This is a genomic window from Micromonospora sp. URMC 106 (genome assembly GCF_051386395.1).
Classification (GTDB): domain Bacteria; phylum Actinomycetota; class Actinomycetes; order Mycobacteriales; family Micromonosporaceae; genus Micromonospora.
Map to the genome: position 1 here is coordinate 1 of NZ_JBPQTP010000075.1, position 17,231 is coordinate 17,231.

Genomic DNA, 17,231 nt, shown 5'->3' on the forward strand with positions numbered 1-17,231 from the left:
GTTCCGGGGTGGGTCAGGGGGTGGCGCTGGCTTCGGCGGCGATCTCGGGGAGGTCGGCCGGGCCGGGGTCCGCGGCCGGGGCCGGGGCCGGGTTCTGCGCGGCGGCGCGGACCGCCGCCGCCACCGCCGGGGCCACCCGCGAGTCGAAGACGCTGGGCACGATCACCGTCGGGTTGATCTTGTCCTCGCCGACCACGTCCGCGATGGCCCGGGCGGCGGCGATCGCCATCTCCTCGGTGAACTCCTCGGCGTGCGCGTCCAGCATGCCGCGGAACACGCCCGGGAAGGCGAGCACGTTGTTGATCTGGTTCGGCTGGTCCGAGCGGCCGGTGGCGACCACGGCGGCGTGCTTGCGCGCCTCGCGCGGGTCGACCTCCGGGTCCGGGTTGGCCAGCGCGAACACGATCGCGTCCTTGGCCATGGTGGCGATGTCGTCGCCGGTGAGCAGGTTCGGCGCGCTGACCCCGATGAAGACGTCCGCGTCGCGGACCGCCCCGGGCAGGTCGCCGGAGTAGTTCTCCTTGTTGGTGTGCTCGGCCAGCCACTGCCAGGCCGGGTTGAGCCCGGTCAGGCCGCGGTGCAGGGCACCCTGCCGGTCGTACGCGATGATGTCGCCCACGCCCTGGCGCAGCAGCAGCTTCATGATCGCGGTGCCGGCCGCGCCGGCGCCGGAGACCACGACCCGGACGTCCGAGAGCCGCTTGCCCACGACGCGCAGCGCGTTGGTCAGCGCGGCCAGCACGCAGATCGCGGTGCCGTGCTGGTCGTCGTGGAAGACCGGGATGTCCAGCGCCTCGCGCAGCCGGGCCTCGATCTCGAAGCAGCGCGGCGCGGCGATGTCCTCCAGGTTGATCCCGCCGTACGCCGGCGCGATGGCCTTGACGATCTGCACGATCTCGTCGGTGTCCTGGGTGTCGAGCACCACCGGCCAGGCGTCCACGCCGCCGAAGCGCTTGAACAGCGCCGCCTTGCCCTCCATCACGGGCAGCGACGCGGCCGGCCCGAGGTTGCCCAGGCCCAGCACCGCCGAGCCGTCGCTGACCACGGCCACGGTGTTGCGCTTGATGGTCAGCCGGCGGGCGTCCGCCGGGTTCTCGGCGATCGCCTGGCAGACCCGGGCCACGCCCGGCGTGTACGCGCGGGACAGCTCGTCGCGGGTGCGCAGCGCCACCTTCGAGCTGACCTCGATCTTGCCGCCGAGATGCAGCAGGAACGTGCGGTCGGAGACCTTGCGCACGTCCACGCCGTCCAGCGCGGTCAGCGCGTCGACCACCTGGTCGGCGTGGCTGGCGTCGGCGGTGTCGCAGGTGAGGTCGACGAGCACGTGCGTCGGGTCGGAGTCCACCACGTCGAGCGCGGTGACGATCGCACCGGCCTCGCCGACGGAGGTGGTGAGCCGGCCGATCGAGGACGCGTCCGCCGGCACGGCGATCCGAATGGTGATCGAGAATCCGGCACTCGGAAGTCGGGTGATGGCCACGGGATCCCTCCGTCGACGCTGAGCGGCTGCACCGCATTTCTACTCGCCCACCGAGGTCGCCCGACGGGCCGCCCCCACTTTTGTGGCCTATCACGGTGGGCATATAGCAGGTGCGTCCGGCGTTGACACATGTCAGGATTGCTCGGTACGTGACAGAACGGACAGGAGATCAGCTTGACCAACCAGGAGACCTTCCTCTCCCACACCGACGACGAGCTCGACGCCACCACCGGGGAGTTCGAGCTGTCCGAGCGGCAGGCGCTGCGGCGGGTCCCTGGCCTCTCCACCGAGCTCGCCGACATCACCGAGGTCGAATACCGCCAGCTGCGCCTGGAGCGCGTGGTCCTGGTCGGTGTCTGGACCGAGGGCACCCAGAACGACGCGGAGAACTCCCTCACCGAGCTCGCCGCGCTGGCGGAGACCGCCGGCTCGCAGGTGCTCGAGGGGCTGATCCAGCGACGCAACCGCCCCGACCCGGCCACCTACATCGGCCGCGGCAAGGTCGACGACCTCGGCTCGGTCGTGCTCTCCAGTGGCGCCGACACGGTGATCTGCGACGGTGAGCTGTCGCCGTCCCAGCTGCGCAACCTGGAGCAGCGCACCAAGGTCAAGGTGGTCGACCGCACCGCGCTGATCCTCGACATCTTCGCCCAGCACGCCAAGAGCAAGGAGGGCAAGGCGCAGGTCGAGCTGGCCCAGCTCGAATACCTGCTGCCCCGTCTGCGCGGTTGGGGTGAGACGCTCTCCCGGCAGACCGGTGGTAGCGGTCGCGGCGGGGGCGCCGGCGGCGGCGTGGGCCTGCGCGGTCCCGGTGAGACCAAGCTGGAGACCGACCGGCGCCGGATCCGCCACCGCATCGCCCGGCTGCGCCGGGAGATCAAGGGCATGAAGACGGTACGCCAGACCAAGCGCGCCCGGCGCTCCCGCAACGCCGTGCCCGCGGTCGCCATCGCCGGCTACACGAACGCCGGCAAGTCGAGCCTGCTCAACCGGCTGACCGGGGCGGGCGTGCTGGTCGAGAACGCGCTCTTCGCCACCCTCGACCCGACCACCCGCAAGGCCACCACGTCCGACGGGCGGCTCTACACCCTCTCGGACACGGTCGGCTTCGTCCGGCACCTGCCGCACCAGATCGTCGAGGCGTTCCGCTCGACCCTGGAGGAGGTGGCCGAGGCCGACCTGGTCGTGCACGTCGTCGACGGCACCCACCCGGATCCGGAGGAGCAGGTCCGCGCGGTCCGCGAGGTGCTCGCCGAGGTGGGCGCCGACCGGCTGCCCGAGCTGCTGGTGGTCAACAAGACCGACGCGGCCGACGAGGACACGCTGCTGCGGCTCAAGCGGCTCTGGCCGGAGGCGGTCTTCGTCTCCGCGCACACGGGTCGCGGGCTCGACGGGCTGCGCGAGGCCGTCGAGGAGCGGCTGCCCCGCCCGGCGGTGGAGGTCCGCGCGGTGCTGCCGTACGACCGGGGCGACCTGGTGGCGCGGGTGCACCGGCAGGGCGAGGTGCTGAGCACCTCCCACCTGCCGGAGGGGACGCTGGTGCACGTCCGGGTGGGCGACGCGCTCGCCGCCGAGCTGGCGCCGTTCCGGACGGCGGAGGGCCAGGCGGTCGCGGCCGCCCGGTGAGGCCGTCCCGGCGTCACCCGGGGGAAACCCGCGGCATGCGACACTGACGTCATGCGCCGCGCTGTTTCGTCGGTCACGGTTGCCCTCAGCCTGCTGGGGGCGACCGTGGCGCCCGCCGGGGTCGCCCTGGCGGCCCCCGCCTCGGCTCCCTCCCAGTTGGCGGCCGCCGCGGGCAAGAAGCGGTGCACGGTGGCCGACGAACGGCTGCGCGAGTTGTCCGGCCTGGTGGCCACCAGGACCGGCTACGTCGTGATCAATGACGGCACCGAGGTGGAGAGCCGCAAGCGGGTCTTCTTCCTCGACTCGAAGTGCAAGGTCACGAAGGAGCCGGTCAGCTACTCCGGGCAGGGGCCGTTCGACACGGAGGACCTGGCGCTCTCCCGGGACGGCAAGACGCTCTGGATCGCCGACACGGGCGACAACATCACCAGCCGGGAGCGCCGCGAGCGGGTGGCGCTGTGGAGCATGCCGGTCAGCGGGTCCAAGCGGCCGATGCTGCACCGCCTCGCCTACCCCGAGGGCAAGCCGCACGACGCCGAGGCGCTGCTGATCGGCGACGACGGCAACCCGCTGATCATCACCAAGGTGATGTCGGGCAAGGCGCAGATCTTCACCCCCGCCGCGAAGATGAAGAGCGGGGACACCGAGGCGGTGCCGATGAAGAAGGTCGGCGAGATCGCCCTGCCGCGGACGGACACGGACAACCGGCTCGGCGCGCCCGGCCGCGTGGCGATCACCGGGGCCGCCCGTTCCCCGGACGGGTCCCGGGTGGTGGTGCGCACCTACGCCGACGCCTTCGAGTACGACGTGACCGGCGGCGACATCGTCGCGGCCCTGACCTCGGGCGAGCCGCGGGTGACGGCGCTGGCCGATCCGTTCGGCGAGGCGATCACCTACACCCCGGACGGCAAGACCTTCCTGACCGTGTCCGACGGCGGCCAGCTCGACGAGGGCGAGCCGGTCGACATCCTCAGCTACACCCCCTCCACCGAGGGCGCGAAGCCGCTCGCCGGCGAGGGCGACGGGCCGAAGAAGGCGGCCGGGCAGTCCTGGCTCGACGGCCTGAGCCTGAGCGACATCACCTACCTGATCGCCGCGGTCGGCGTGGTCGGCGCCCTGATGGTGGCGGCCGGCATCTTCGGCATCCTCCGGGCCCGGCGCAAGCCGACCGCTCCGGGGCGCGACGGCGACGGCCCGGACCGCGACGACGCCCTCGCCGACGACCCGCGCGGCCTGGTGGACGACGACTTCCCGCCGCCGGGCGACCGGCCGCGCGCCGGCGTGTACGGCGGCACGCCCTCCGGCGGCGTGTACGGGGGCGGCCGTGGCGGGGCGGTCCCGGCGGGCGGCGGACGCGGCGGGCCGGCCCCGGCGGGCGGTGGTCGCGGCGGAGCCCCGCCGGCCGGCGGTGGCGTCTACGGTGGCGGCCGTCCGGTTGGCGGTGGCACCTACGGCGGTGGCCGACCGGCGGGCGGTGGCACCTACGGTGGCGGTCGCCCGGCCGGCGGCGGTGGCGTCTACGGCGGCCGGCAGCCCGGCCCCGGTGGCCCGGTTGGCGGTGGTGGTGGACGCCAGGGCGGCGGGCGCCCCGGTGGTGGCGTCTACGGCGGTCAGCCGGCTCCCGGCGGTGGCCGGGCCGAGCCGCCGCGCCGCGGCGGTGAGCCGGACCCTCGCGGTCAGCGGCCGGGCCGGCGGCGCGACGACGGCTACGACGACGGCCGCGGCCCCTACGGCCACGCGCCGGGTGGCGGCCGGAGCTACCGGGGCGACCGGTACTGACGTACCGCCGGGCCGACGGTCGGGTCCAGGGGACCGCCGGCCACCGCAGGGTCACACGGGTCAGATCCGGCGCAGCACCGCGACGACCCGGCCCATGATGGTGGCGTCGTCGCCGGGGATCGGGTCGAAGGCCGGGTTCTGCGGCATCAGCCAGACGTGCCCGTCGCGGCGCCGGTAGGTCTTGACCGTCGCCTCGCCGTCGAGCATGGCCGCCACGATGTCGCCGGACTCGGCGGTCGGCTGCTGCCGGACCACGACCCAGTCGCCGTCGCAGATCGCCGCGTCGAGCATCGAGTCGCCCTTGACCTGGAGCATGAAGACATCGCCCTCACCCACCAGCTCGCGGGGGAGGGGGAAGATGTCCTCCACGGCCTGCTCGGCCAGGATCGGGCCACCGGCCGCGATCCGGCCCAGCATCGGCACGTACGCCGGGGTGGGGCGCTGCGAGCGGGTCAGCTCGTCGTCGACGTCGCCGGGGGCCCGGACGTCGACGGCGCGCGGCCGGTTGGGGTCGCGGCGCAGGAAGCCCTTCTTCTCCAGCTCCTTGAGCTGGTAGGCGACGCTGGACGGCGACACCAGGCCGACCGCCTCGCCGATCTCGCGCACGCTCGGGGGATAGCCGTGCCGGTCCACCCAGGTGCGGATGAACTCCAGGATCCGCCGCTGCCGGGCGGTGAGGTCCACCGTCGCCGGGTCGGGGAAGGCGCTCACCACCGGGGTGACCGGGCGCACGGCGGGCTGCCCGGTCCGGCTGCGCGCGGCGCCCCGGCGTCGGGTGGCCGGCGGGCCCGCCTCGGTGATCTGCTGCGGGCTCTTCGGCCGGCTGGCCCGGTCCTCGGTCACGTCCGTCCTCCCTGGTCGGCGCTGGGTGCCTTGGCGGCTCGTGGTGCGTGCGGTGGTGCTCGGTGACCGGGGACGGAACGATCCGCGCCCGGTTGTTCATGACCGTATAGGTGAGATCGGTCATTTTCAAACGTCTGTACGACATCACCTCGGCGTGTCGGGGTGAAAAGCGGTCCTGCTCGTACTCACGTTCTGATAAATGGTACGTCGGGTCGAACGGATGTTCGACGAACGTCCGGTCGGGTGATGGTTTCGGGCGGCCGGAGGAATAACCGACCGGGGTGCCCGGCGGTTGGTTCTGCGGCGGGCGGCGGTGGCCGGTCGAGTCCGGATGGCGGTGACGCGGTCCGGATGGCGGTGACGCGCCGGACACGCCGCCCAACTTGACCGCGGTTCGTCGGCGGCATACGGTCAACCCCTAGATGTAGTAGTCACACGGGCGTAAGTCGCCTACAGGTTGGGTTCGACTACCGACCGCACTCCCGTACCGTCGACACGGCGCAGACCATCGACAGATGGCTCCGCCGCGCTGACGCGTGCCCGGGGAGCGGTCGGCGTGCCCGCGATCGATGAAGGAGGTCGGGCCGATGCGGTGTCCGTACTGCCGGCATGCTGACTCCCGGGTCGTCGACTCGCGGGAGGCCGACGACGGCCAGTTGATCCGCCGGCGGCGGTCCTGCCCGGAGTGCGGCAAGCGGTTCACCACGGTGGAGGAGGCGGTCCTCGCGGTCGTCAAGCGCAGCGGGGTCACCGAGCCGTTCAGCCGGACGAAGATCATCGGCGGGGTGCGCAAGGCGTGCCAGGGCCGGCCGGTCGACGACGACTCGATCGCGCTGCTCGCGCAGAAGGTCGAGGAGACCGTCCGGGCCAAGGGGGCCGCCGAGATCCCGAGCCACGAGGTGGGGCTGGCCATCCTGGGCCCGCTGCGGGACCTGGACGAGGTCGCCTACCTGCGGTTCGCCAGCGTCTACCGGTCGTTCGACTCGCTCGCCGACTTCGAGCGCGAGATCGAGACGCTGCGGGCCGCCGCACGCGCCCGGGAGGGCGCCGGGGCCGACGCGGTCGAGGCCGCCGGCCGTACCAGTTGAAGTTCTTCTGCAGTTTTGACAGTCGGATCGCGCGGCGGGTGGCCGCGCGGACGAGGGGGCGGATGAGATGTCGGGGGATGGTGTGACGACAAGCAGGGCACGGAGCAAGGCCGGCGCGGGGCTGAAGGTCGAGCGGGTCTGGACGACCGAGGGGGTGCACCCCTACGACGAGGTCACCTGGGAGCGCCGCGACGTCGTGATGACGAACTGGCGCGACGGCTCGGTCAACTTCGAGCAGCGGGGCGTCGAGTTCCCGGAGTCGTGGAGCGTCAACGCGGCAAACATCGTGACCACCAAGTACTTCCGGGGCGCGGTGGGCACCCCGGAGCGGGAGTGGTCGCTCAAGCAACTGATCGACCGGGTGGTCACCACCTACCGCACCGCCGGTGAGGAGTACGGCTACTTCGCCAGCCCGGCCGACGCCGAGGTCTTCGCGCACGAGCTGACCTGGATGCTGCTGCACCAGGTGTTCAGCTTCAACTCGCCGGTCTGGTTCAACGTCGGCACGCCGTCGCCGCAGCAGGTCAGCGCCTGCTTCATCCTGGCCGTCGACGACTCGATGGACTCCATCCTGGACTGGTACAAGGAGGAGGGGCTGATCTTCAAGGGCGGCTCCGGCTCCGGCGTCAACCTGTCCCGGATCCGGTCCTCCCGCGAGCTGCTCTCCTCCGGCGGCAACGCCTCCGGCCCGGTCAGCTTCATGCGCGGCGCGGACGCCTCCGCCGGCACCATCAAGTCCGGCGGCGCCACCCGGCGCGCGGCGAAGATGGTCATCCTCGACGTGGACCACCCGGACATCCAGGAGTTCGTGGTCACCAAGGCGCGCGAGGAGGACAAGATCCGCGCGCTGCGCGACGCCGGGTTCGACATGGACCTCGGCGGCGCCGACATCGTCAGCGTGCAGTACCAGAACGCCAACAACTCGGTCCGGGTCTCCGACGAGTTCATGACCGCCGTGGAGAACGGCGGCGGCTTCGACCTGCGCGGCCGCCTCGACGGCGCGGTGATCGAGACCATCGACGCCAAGAACCTGTTCCGCACCATCGCCCAGGCCGCCTGGGAGTGCGCCGACCCCGGCCTGCAGTACGACGACACCATCAACGACTGGCACACCTGCCCCGAGACCGGGCGGATCACCGCGTCGAACCCGTGCTCGGAGTACCTGCACCTGGACAACTCCTCGTGCAACCTGGCCTCGCTGAACCTGATGAAGTTCCTCCGCGCCGACGGGGACTTCGAGGTGGAGAAGTTCGTCAAGTCGGTCGAGCTGGTCATCACCGCGATGGACATCTCGATCTGCTTCGCCGACTTCCCGACCGAGAAGATTGGCGAGACCACCCGCGCCTACCGGCAGCTCGGCATCGGCTACGCCAACCTCGGCGCGCTGCTGATGGCCTCGGGCCTGCCGTACGACTCGGAGCAGGGCCGCTCGGTCGCCGCGGCGATCACCTCGCTGATGACCGGCACCGCCTACCGCCGCTCCGCCGAGCTGGCCGGCATCGTCGGCCCGTACGACGGCTACGCCCGCAACGCCGAGCCGCACAAGCGGGTCATGCGCAAGCACGCCGCCGCCAACGACGAGATCAAGCCGGCCGGCACGGTGGCCACCGCGATCGTCCGCGAGGCGACGAAGCAGTGGACCCAGGGCAACAAGATCGGTGACAAGTTCGGCTGGCGCAACTCGCAGGCCAGCGTGCTCGCCCCGACCGGCACCATCGGCCTGATGATGGACTGCGACACCACGGGCGTCGAGCCGGACCTGGCGCTGGTCAAGTTCAAGAAGCTGGTCGGCGGCGGCTCCATGCAGATCGTCAACCAGACCGTGCCGCGCGCCCTGCGCAGCCTCGGCTACCCCGAGGAGCAGGTCGAGGCGATCGTCGAGCACATCGCCGACCACGGCCACGTGGTGGATGCCCCGGGCCTCAAGCCGGAGCACTACCCGGTCTTCGACTGCGCCATGGGCGAGCGGTCCATCGCCCCGATGGGCCACGTGCGGATGATGGCGGCCGTCCAGCCGTTCATCTCCGGCGCCATCTCCAAGACGGTCAACATGCCCGAGCAGGCGACCGTCGAGGACGTCGAGAAGATCTACTTCGAGGGCTGGAAGCTCGGCCTGAAGGCGCTGGCGATCTACCGCGACAACTGCAAGGTCGGCCAGCCGCTGTCGGCCGCCAAGCCGAACAAGGCCGTCGCGTCCACCGAGGCTCCGGCCGAGGTGGAGAAGGTGGTCGAGAAGGTCGTCGAGTACCGCCCGGTGCGCAAGCGGCTGCCGAAGAAGCGCCCGTCCCAGACGGTCAGCTTCTCCGTCGGCGGCGCCGAGGGCTACCTCACCGCGTCGTCCTACCCGGACGACGGCCTCGGCGAGGTCTTCCTCAAGATGTCGAAGCAGGGCTCGACCCTGGCCGGCGTGATGGACGCCTTCTCGGTGGCCATCTCCATCGGTCTCCAGTACGGCGTCCCGCTGGAGACGTACGTCAGCAAGTTCACCAACATGCGCTTCGAGCCGGCCGGCATGACCGACGACCCGGACGTGCGGATGGCGGCGTCGGTGATGGACTACATCTTCCGTCGCCTGGCCCTGGACTTCCTGCCGTACGAGCGCCGCGCGGAGCTGGGCATCTTCACCGCCAAGGAGCGGGCCGCCCAGCTCCGGGCCGAGGCGGAGGCGGAGGCGAACGGTGCGGACCTCACCGCGATGGCCGCCTCCGCCCCGGTCGAGACGCCGGCCGAGCCGAAGACCGGCCCGGTCGCCCAGCCGGCGCAGGAGGTCGCCGACGTGGCCGCCGCCAAGCCGGCGCCGTCCGTGGGCTCCAGCACCGAGCTGCTGGAGGCCGTGATCGGCAAGGCCGCCGACGCGCCGCTCTGCTTCACCTGCGGTACGAAGATGCGCCCGGCCGGTAGCTGCTACGTCTGCGAGGGCTGCGGCTCCACCAGCGGCTGCAGCTGACGTCGATGTCGACGCTGGTCTCCCTCGGTCCTGTGAGACTCAGGCAGTCGACGGATCACCAGTGAGCAACTCGAACGGATGCCTCCCACCCGACCTGGGTGGGAGGCATCCGCTTCGTCGGGCGGCGTGCGTCGCGTGGGTGGACGGGCAGCCGGCCGCGCTTGGACCTGGAGTTGCCAATGGACGGCTCAGAAGCAACATGTCGGCGCGTCATCAGGGTCAGCGCCTGGACGGTACGGTCGCGGCGTGACCGATGAGCAGGTGGACCCGTTGGCCCTGCGGTGGCGCTGGGAGAACCCGCTGCCGCGACACGCCAATCAGGGCGGCCAACTCGCCGGGCCCGTGATGGTGCGGCAGCACCTGGAGGAGATCTCGCGGCGCAGGGAGCCGCGTCAGGGGAAGACACCGTGAGGCGTCGACCGCGATCATCGGGACATGACGATCGCCGAGAGCTACGTCGAGTTCGGTACCCGCGAGGCCCGGGGCGTGTCGCCGACCTACGAGCGACTTTCCCTCGCGTCCTCCCGTGACGAGGAACTGCTTACGCTGGTCGAAACGCTCCCGCCGGCAAAGCGGCAGCCGAACCTGCTGTTCGGCGTCGTACGGCTGCTCGGCGGGCCCGTCAACGACCCGACCGCGTTCCGCGATTTCACGCTGGCGAACTGGCCGGCGATCGAGGCGGAACTGCGCACCCGGGCGGTCCAGACGAACGAGCCAGGGCGGTGTGCCGTGCTGCTGCCGGTGCTCGCCGCGCTGCCGCAGCCGCTGGCGCTGCTGGAGGTCGGCGCGTCCGCCGGGCTCTGCCTCTACCCCGACCGGTACGCCTACCGCTACGGCGACCACCTGCTCGGCACGGGTGAGCCAGTCCTCGACTGCGCACTCACCGGCACTGCGCCGCCAGACCGGCGACCCGAGGTGGTGTGGCGGGCCGGTCTGGACCTGAACCCGCTGAGGGTGACCGACCCGGCGGACGTCGCCTGGCTCGACGCCCTCGTCTGGCCGGAGCACGCGCACCGCCGCGCCCGGCTGCGGGCCGCGGCGGCCGTCGCCGCCGCCGACCCGCCGCTGCTCGCGCGTGGCGACATGGTGGACGACCTGCCCGCGCTGGCCGCGCAGGCGCCGGCCGGCGCGACGCTGGTGGTGTTCCACACCAGTGTGCTCTACCAGGTGCCGGCTCCGCGCCGGGCGACGTTCGCCGAGGTGGTACGCGGACTGCCCGGCCACTGGATCGCGAACGAGACACCCGACGTGATGCCCCACGACGCGCTGCCGGAGCCGCCGGACGACGCGCTGTACAACGTGCTGGCGCTCGATGGGAAGCCCCTCGCCTGGACCCGCTCGCACGGCCAGGCGATGACCTGGTTCGGGTGATCCGACGGGCTGCCGTGCCGGGCCCGGCACGGCAGCCCCGCGCGGTCAGTGCTGCTTCTGCTGGCAGGGCACGCAGAAGCGGGCGTGCGGCAGCACCTCCAGGCGTTCCCGGGGGATCGGCGCGGCGCACTTCTCGCAGATGCCGTAGCGGCCCTCGGCGATGCGCCGCAGCGCCCCGCTGATCTGGTCCAGGCTCTGCCGGGTCGCGGCGATCAGCGCGCTCTGCGTGTGCGCCTCGCCCGGGTCGCCGGTGTCCGCCGTCAGTTGCGTGAGCCGGACGGTCTGCGCCTCGAAGTCGGTCGTCAGTGTCGCCCGCAGCTCATCGATCCACTGCTGGTCCGGCTGGATGTGCGTGGTCATGGCGTAGCTCCTCGGAAAAAGAAAAAGGGCCGAAGCTTGGGAAGCTCCGCCCTGGTGGCCGTTCGCACAGTTGCAGGCGGTCCACGGAGGGCTACGTCCGGCGGGGACGGGGCTCGGCAGTCCGGAGGCGACCGAGCCGAGGCGCGACGGCGCGACGGCGGATCGCACCACCCGGGTCGCGACGGTCACGGACAGGGCGCACCGACGGGCAGCAGCGGGCGCCGCCGTCACCACGACGGCGGTGCTCTCCTGCTGACCGTACGAACACATGGGGCCACCATAGGCCGGCCGGATCGGAAAACCAACGCGCTTCCGCCCGCGCGGAGGCCAGCCTCACCCGGCCGGGCCGTGTTCCGCGGACCGGCGGCACGAGCGGTCAGGTCGCCGGCATGTCCCGCATCCGCCGCAGCGGGGAGCACACCACGAAGAGCGCGGCACTCCACGTGCCCAGGACGCAGATCCACAGCGCCGGCCGCAGCCCGAGCTGGCTGGCGAGCGTGCCGCCGGTGAGCGCGCCGAGCGGGATCACGCCGAAGCAGACCCACAGGAACGCCGCGTTCACCCGGCCCAGCAGTGCGGGCGGCGTGATCCGCTGGCGGTACGTCAGGGTGGCGACGTTGTAGAGCACCGCGTTGGCGGAGAACGCGGCCAGGCCGACGCCGTAGAGCAGCACCCCCCAGCCCGGCTGCGCCAGGGGCATGAGCAGGTAGAGCGGGCCGGGAGCAGCCATCGCCACCCAGACCACCCGGGCCGAGCCGAGCCACGCGGTCAGCCGGTCGGTGAACGCGCCGACCACGAGGCCGCCCACGGCGCTCACCGAGAAGACCAGCCCGACCAGCGCCGGCGGGGCGTGCAGCTCCTGGAGCAGGAAGACCACCTCGATGGCGCTGGACGCCATCACGAAGAAGTTGGAGACGGTGGTGCAGGCGAGGATGCTGCGCAGGATCGGTTGGCGCCGGATGAAGCTCAGCCCTTCGGTCATCTCGACCCGCGGCGGCACCCGGTCGCGGCGGGACGCGGGCTCGGCCGGCGCGTCCCGGATCAGCAGCAGGGTCAACCCGCTCACCGCGAAGGCGAGGCCGGTGACGACGAACGTCCTCGCCGCGCCGACCAGCCCCACCAGGACTCCGCCGATCGTCGGGCCGACGAGTTCGGCGGAGTCCTGGCTGACGGTGAGCTTCGCGTTGGCGTCCACGAGGCGGTCCGGCGGCACCAGCCGGGGCAGCATGCTCTTGTGGGCCACGGTGAACAGCACGGTGAGCACGCCGGAGAGCCCGACCACCGCGTACAGGAAGCCGAGGGTGAGCCGGTCGACCAGGGCGACCGCCGGCACCGACAGCAGCAGCACGGCCCGGCCCAGGTCGCACGCGACCATCAGCCGCCGCTGGTCGGCCCGGTCGGCGAGGATCCCGGCGGGCAGCGAGAAGAGCAGGTACGGCAGCCAGGCGAGCGTGGTCAGCAGCGAAACCTGGAAGACGTCGGCGTCGAGGGTGCCCGCGGCGAGCAGCGGCACCGCCACCCCGGAGATCCGGGTGCCCACCTCGCTGACCGTCTGCCCGGCCAGGAGCAGCCCGAAGTTCCGGCTGCGCAGCAGCGAGGACCGCGCCGGCGTGCCGGTTCCGGTGGACCGGGTTGCCTGCTGCGTCACGCCCCGTCCCCGGCCCGCGCCGCCGACCGCCGGCGGGATGGCGGCGACGCCCCGACGCCCGACGAGCGCAGGGCACGCTGCGGGGAGGTGCGACGGTGGTCCATCGGGCCAGCCTGCCGGCCGCGCGGGGACCGGCGCCACCGGTTATCCGACCCGGGCGGTACGGTCTGCGGGCCGCCTTCCGTGGCGGCGGACGGGAGGCCCGGCGTGTCCATTGCCCTGTTCACCCTCGGCGGCACCATCGCGATGGGCGGGGTGGACCCCGGCCGGGCCGGGGTCGTCACCCGGCTGACCGGGGCGGACCTCACCGCCGCGGTGCCCGGCCTGGACGAGCTGGGCCTGCCGCTGGACGTCCGCGACACCCACGCGGTGCCGAGCGCGCACCTGACGTACCGCCAACTGCTCGACGTGGTCGACGCCGCCTCGCGGGCGGTGGCCGCCGGCGCGACCGGCGTGGTGGTCACCCAGGGGACGGACACGCTGGAGGAGTCGGCGTTCCTGGCCGACCTCGTGTGGCCGCACGCCGCGCCGCTGGTCTTCACCGGCGCGATGCGCAACCCGACCCTGGCCGGCCCGGACGGCCCGGCGAACCTGCTGGCCGCGGCCCGGGTCGCGGGCGACCCCGCCGCCCGCGACCTGGGCGTGCTGGTCGCGTTCGCCGACGAGATCCACGCCGCCCGCTGGGTACGCAAGACGCACAGCACCAGCACCGGCACGTTCGCCTCGCCGAACGCCGGCCCGGTCGGCCACGTGATCGAGGGGCGGGTACGCGTGCTGGCCCGGCCGCCCCGGCGGGAGCCGCTGCCACCGCTCGACCCGGCGCGGCTCGACGCCACCCGGGTCGCGTTGCACACCGTGACGCTCGACGACGACGGTGGGCCGCTCGACCGGGTCGCCGACACCCATCACGGGCTCGTCGTCGCCGCGTTCGGCGTCGGGCACGTCCCGGCCGTGCTGGCCCCGGTGCTCGGCGCGCTGGCCGAGCGGATCCCGGTGGTGCTCACCTCCCGCACCGGCGCCGGCTCGGTGCTGCGGCACACCTACGGCGCGGTCGGCTCGGAGACCGACCTGCGACGCCGGGGCCTGCTCGACGGGGGGCTGCTCGACCCGTACAAGGCGAAGGTGCTGCTGCGGCTGCTGCTCGCGGCCGGCGCGGGCCGCGAGGAGATCGCCGCCGCCCTGACCCGGCACGGCTGACCGCTCTCTAGACTGCGCCGGTGAGCGGAGGAGAGCGACGACCGCTGGCGGACCGGCCGCTGACCGAGCCGCACCCGTCCCGGCTGTCGCCCGAGCACCCGGGCCGGGAGCGGATCCTGGCCGCCCACGCCGCCGCCCTGACCGCCGGCGAGGCCGGCTACCTCGACCCGGCCACCGGTCTCTTCGTGCTCAGCGCGGGCTTCCTGGCGCGGCGCGGCACCTGCTGCGGCCGCGGCTGCCGGCACTGCCCGTACGTCGATGACTGACAGCGACCGGGTCCGGGGCTACCGCGCGGGCGGGGCAGGCCGTACGGTGTCCGGCGGACACGTCGGGGTGGACAGCGGAGGAGTGATCGTGCGGGGGCGGATCGTGGGCGCCGGGGTGGCCGTACTGCTGGCGACGGGCTGCGGCGCGGAGGCCGACGAGCCGGTGGCGGTGCCGCCGCCCGCGCCGATCACGATCGACGTGGCCGCCGCGTCGTCGGGCGGTGCGTGCCGACTGCTCGACTTCGGCGTGATCGAGCAGCACGCGGGGTTCCGCTTCGACGTCGCCGCCGCCAGCGCGACGGGCGACAGCCACACCTGCGTGGTCCGCGCCGAGCAGGCCACCCTGCCGGAGTTGGCGCTGACCGTCACCGAGACGTCGATCGACGCGGCCACCTTCACCGCCGACGTGGTGCCGGAGAAGGCGACCAAGGTCACCGGGCTGGGGCAGAAGGCATACCGGCGGACCACCTCGGCCAAGGGCGCCACCGGCCCGGTCGCGGAGGTGGGCTGGCTGGCCGCCGAGGGCCGCCTCGCCACCCTCCGCTACACCACCGCGCCGGACACGGCGAAGTCCGACGCGGACAGGCTCACGGACGCGCTCGTCACCCTGGCGAAGCAACTGGACACCCGCGCCCTCTGACGCGACCCGCCCAACCCCGCGGTCTGCCCTGCCCCGCGGCGCGCCCCGCAGTCTGCCAGCGATCTTGCACTTTCGGCCCCCGGTCTGCCCTTTATGCCGGGTATTCCCGGGCGCAAAGTGCAAGATCGCGGACCGGGCGGAACCAGCCCGCGCTGGGCCGCGCCGAGGGCCGGGTGCGGGAGAGTGAGCGGGCCGCGCCGAGGGCCGGGAGAGGGAGAGGGAGCGGGCCGGGGTCAGTGGGCGGCGACGAAGACGCGGGAGGCGACCTCGCGGGGGAGCCGGATGCGGTCGCCCGAGCGGTCGATCGACACCCCGTCGCGCTCCTGCGCCACCATCACCGTCGCGCCGGGGTCGACGCCGGCGGCGTGCAACTGCCGGAGCACGTCCGCGTCGGTCTGCACGCTCTCGCAGATGCGCCGGACGACCACCGGCCCGGAGAGGCCGGGGAAGGCCAGGTTGCGCTCACTCTCGATCGCGTCGGCGGTCTCCGGCTCCGGCATGCCCAGCTCGTCCAGCCCGGGAATCGGGTTGCCGTAGGGCGAGCGGGTCGGCCGGTTGAGCAGGTCGTAGACCCGCTTCTCGACAGCGTCGCTCATCACGTGCTCCCACCGGCAGGCCTCCTCGTGGGCCTCCTCGTAGGGCATCCCGATCACGTTGACCAGCAGCAACTCGGCGAGCCGGTGCTTGCGCATCACGGACACGGCGGTGCTGCGGCCGTGCGGGGTGAGCGCCAGGTGCCGGTCGCCCTCCACCGTGAGCAGGCCGTCGCGCTCCATCCGGGCGACGGTCTGACTGACGGTGGGCCCGCTCTGCCCCAGCCGCTCGGCGATCCGGGCACGCAGGGGCGGCACCCCCTCCTCCTCCAGCTCGAGGATGGTCTTGAGGTACATCTCGGTCGTGTCCACCAGGTCGTGGGACTTCACAGCGTCACGACCCCCTCACCGTGGTGGTGGTTACCGAAACCCTCGGTCGTGTCGACCAGATCATGCTTCACGTCAGCGGCCCTCCGGTCCACGATGCTACCTCGGCGCAACCGGATCGCCCCCTTGCCGAACCGCGAGGTCCGTGCCCGGATGGTGTTGACTGGACGCCATGCCCGGAACCGAGGATCTGCTGGTCGAGGCCGACCGGCTCGCGGTCGAGCTCGACCGCGCCGACCCGCCCACGCTGCTCGACGTCCGTTGGCGGCTCGCCGGCCCGCCCGGCCGCGACGACTACGCCGCCGGTCACCTGCCCGGCGCGGTCTTCGTCGACCTCGACACCGCGCTCTGCGGCCCGCCCGGCTACGCCGGCCGCCATCCGCTGCCCGACCCCGCCGCGCTCCAGGCCGCGCTGCGGGCCGCCGGCGTCCGCGCCGGTCATCCCGTGGTGGTGTACGACGGCGGCGACGGCATGGCCGCCGCCCGCGCCTGGTGGACCCTGCGCTGGGCGGGCCACCGGCCGGTACGGCTGCTGCACGGCGGCTTCCCGGCGTGGCTGGCCGCCGGGCTGCCCACCAGCACGGCGGAGCCGGCCCCGGCGCCGGGCGACGTCCAGGTGCGCCCCGGCGCGCTGCCGGTGCTCGACGCGGGGGAGGCCGCCCGGCTGGCCGCGGCCGACGAGGGCGTCCTGCTGGACGTGCGCGCCGCGCCGCGCTACCGGGGCGAGACCGAGCCGATCGACCCGGTCGCCGGGCACGTCCCCGGCGCGGTGAACCTGCCCGCCGGCGAGTACGTCGTCGAGGGCCGGTTCCCGGCGGCCGACGCGCTGCGCGAGCGGTTCGCCGCCGCCGGGGTGGCCGACGGCGTCCCGGTCGGGGCGTACTGCGGGTCGGGGGTGACCGCCGCGCAGGCCGTGCTCGCCCTGCACGTGGCGGGTCGGCCGGACGCGGCGCTCTACGTCGGGTCGTGGAGCAACTGGGTCGCCGACCCGTCCCGCCCGGTGGCCACCGGCGCCACACCGGCCGGCTGAGCGGCACGTGCGCCGGTGCGGCACCGGGCGGCTGGG

Annotated in this window: 15 protein-coding genes; 10 read left to right on the forward strand and 5 right to left on the reverse strand. The window is 73.3% G+C overall.

Annotation, left to right across the window (positions count from 1 at the left end; all coding sequences use genetic code 11):
- Nucleotides 1–13 precede the first annotated feature (13 nt).
- Nucleotides 14–1,480, reverse strand: a complete 1,467-nt coding sequence (locus ACSNOB_RS21625) for an NAD-dependent malic enzyme (RefSeq protein WP_436688280.1) — start codon at nt 1,478–1,480, stop codon at nt 14–16.
- Between the two features lie 174 nt (nt 1,481–1,654).
- Here ACSNOB_RS21625 and hflX point away from each other — a divergent pair, with 174 nt between their 5' ends.
- Both hflX and ACSNOB_RS21635 read left to right on the forward strand, forming a co-directional pair.
- Entirely contained in the window at nt 1,655–3,106 is a 1,452-nt protein-coding gene (gene hflX / locus ACSNOB_RS21630) for a GTPase HflX (protein WP_436688281.1), read from the forward strand.
- A gap of 51 nt (nt 3,107–3,157) precedes the next feature.
- Nucleotides 3,158–4,885: a hypothetical protein gene (locus ACSNOB_RS21635; protein WP_436688282.1), complete on the forward strand. Its 1,728-nt coding sequence runs from the start codon at nt 3,158–3,160 to the stop codon at nt 4,883–4,885.
- A 60-nt stretch (nt 4,886–4,945) separates the two neighbouring features.
- On the opposite strand, the gene lexA is transcribed toward ACSNOB_RS21635, so the two are convergent.
- Entirely contained in the window at nt 4,946–5,728 is a 783-nt protein-coding gene (lexA, locus tag ACSNOB_RS21640) for a transcriptional repressor LexA (protein ID WP_393104727.1), read from the reverse strand.
- Nucleotides 5,729–6,315: 587 nt separating this feature from the next.
- Here lexA and nrdR point away from each other — a divergent pair.
- The 4 genes from nrdR (at nt 6,316) to ACSNOB_RS21660 (ending at nt 11,134) form a co-directional block, all read left to right on the forward strand.
- A complete protein-coding gene (nrdR, locus tag ACSNOB_RS21645; RefSeq protein ID WP_393104725.1) occupies nt 6,316–6,816 on the forward strand; it encodes a transcriptional regulator NrdR in 501 nt (166 codons plus the stop codon).
- Nucleotides 6,817–6,883: 67 nt separating this feature from the next.
- A complete protein-coding gene (locus tag ACSNOB_RS21650; RefSeq protein WP_393104723.1) occupies nt 6,884–9,763 on the forward strand; it encodes a vitamin B12-dependent ribonucleotide reductase in 2,880 nt (959 codons plus the stop codon).
- Nucleotides 9,764–10,009: 246 nt separating this feature from the next.
- Nucleotides 10,010–10,174, forward strand: coding sequence for a hypothetical protein (locus tag ACSNOB_RS21655; protein ID WP_436688283.1), 165 nt, complete (start codon nt 10,010–10,012; stop codon nt 10,172–10,174).
- Between the two features lie 24 nt (nt 10,175–10,198).
- On the forward strand, nt 10,199–11,134 hold the full coding sequence (locus ACSNOB_RS21660; protein ID WP_436688284.1) for a DUF2332 domain-containing protein: 936 nt from the start codon (nt 10,199–10,201) through the stop codon (nt 11,132–11,134).
- Nucleotides 11,135–11,179: 45 nt separating this feature from the next.
- On the opposite strand, the gene ACSNOB_RS21665 is transcribed toward ACSNOB_RS21660, so the two are convergent.
- Both ACSNOB_RS21665 and ACSNOB_RS21670 read right to left on the reverse strand, forming a co-directional pair.
- The gene (locus ACSNOB_RS21665; protein ID WP_436688285.1) at nt 11,180–11,494 is read right to left on the reverse strand and encodes a TraR/DksA family transcriptional regulator; all 315 of its coding nucleotides are present in this window, start codon (nt 11,492–11,494) and stop codon (nt 11,180–11,182) included.
- A 376-nt stretch (nt 11,495–11,870) separates the two neighbouring features.
- Nucleotides 11,871–13,142, reverse strand: a complete 1,272-nt coding sequence (locus ACSNOB_RS21670; protein ID WP_436688286.1) for an MFS transporter — start codon at nt 13,140–13,142, stop codon at nt 11,871–11,873.
- Between the two features lie 207 nt (nt 13,143–13,349).
- On the opposite strand from ACSNOB_RS21670, the gene ACSNOB_RS21675 reads away from it, so the two are divergent.
- From ACSNOB_RS21675 to ACSNOB_RS21685, 3 genes are read left to right on the forward strand one after another with little or no spacing between them, the layout of a single operon-like run.
- Nucleotides 13,350–14,339, forward strand: coding sequence for an asparaginase (locus tag ACSNOB_RS21675; RefSeq protein ID WP_436688287.1), 990 nt, complete (start codon nt 13,350–13,352; stop codon nt 14,337–14,339).
- A 20-nt stretch (nt 14,340–14,359) separates the two neighbouring features.
- Nucleotides 14,360–14,605 carry a DUF5522 domain-containing protein gene (locus ACSNOB_RS21680; protein ID WP_393104713.1) on the forward strand — a complete coding sequence of 82 codons (246 nt, stop codon included), beginning with the start codon at nt 14,360–14,362 and terminating at the stop codon, nt 14,603–14,605.
- Nucleotides 14,598–15,245, forward strand: a complete 648-nt coding sequence (locus ACSNOB_RS21685) for a hypothetical protein (protein WP_436688288.1) — start codon at nt 14,598–14,600, stop codon at nt 15,243–15,245. The genes ACSNOB_RS21680 and ACSNOB_RS21685 overlap by 8 nt, the downstream gene beginning before the upstream one ends.
- Before the next feature lie 233 nt (nt 15,246–15,478).
- Here ACSNOB_RS21685 and ACSNOB_RS21690 read toward each other — a convergent pair whose 3' ends face one another.
- Nucleotides 15,479–16,168: a metal-dependent transcriptional regulator gene (locus tag ACSNOB_RS21690; RefSeq protein ID WP_436688289.1), complete on the reverse strand. Its 690-nt coding sequence runs from the start codon at nt 16,166–16,168 to the stop codon at nt 15,479–15,481.
- Nucleotides 16,169–16,337: 169 nt separating this feature from the next.
- On the opposite strand from ACSNOB_RS21690, the gene ACSNOB_RS21695 reads away from it, so the two are divergent.
- Complete coding sequence (locus ACSNOB_RS21695; protein ID WP_436688290.1) at nt 16,338–17,195, forward strand: sulfurtransferase; 858 nt, start codon at nt 16,338–16,340, stop codon at nt 17,193–17,195.
- The last annotated feature ends 36 nt before the right edge of the window (nt 17,196–17,231 follow it).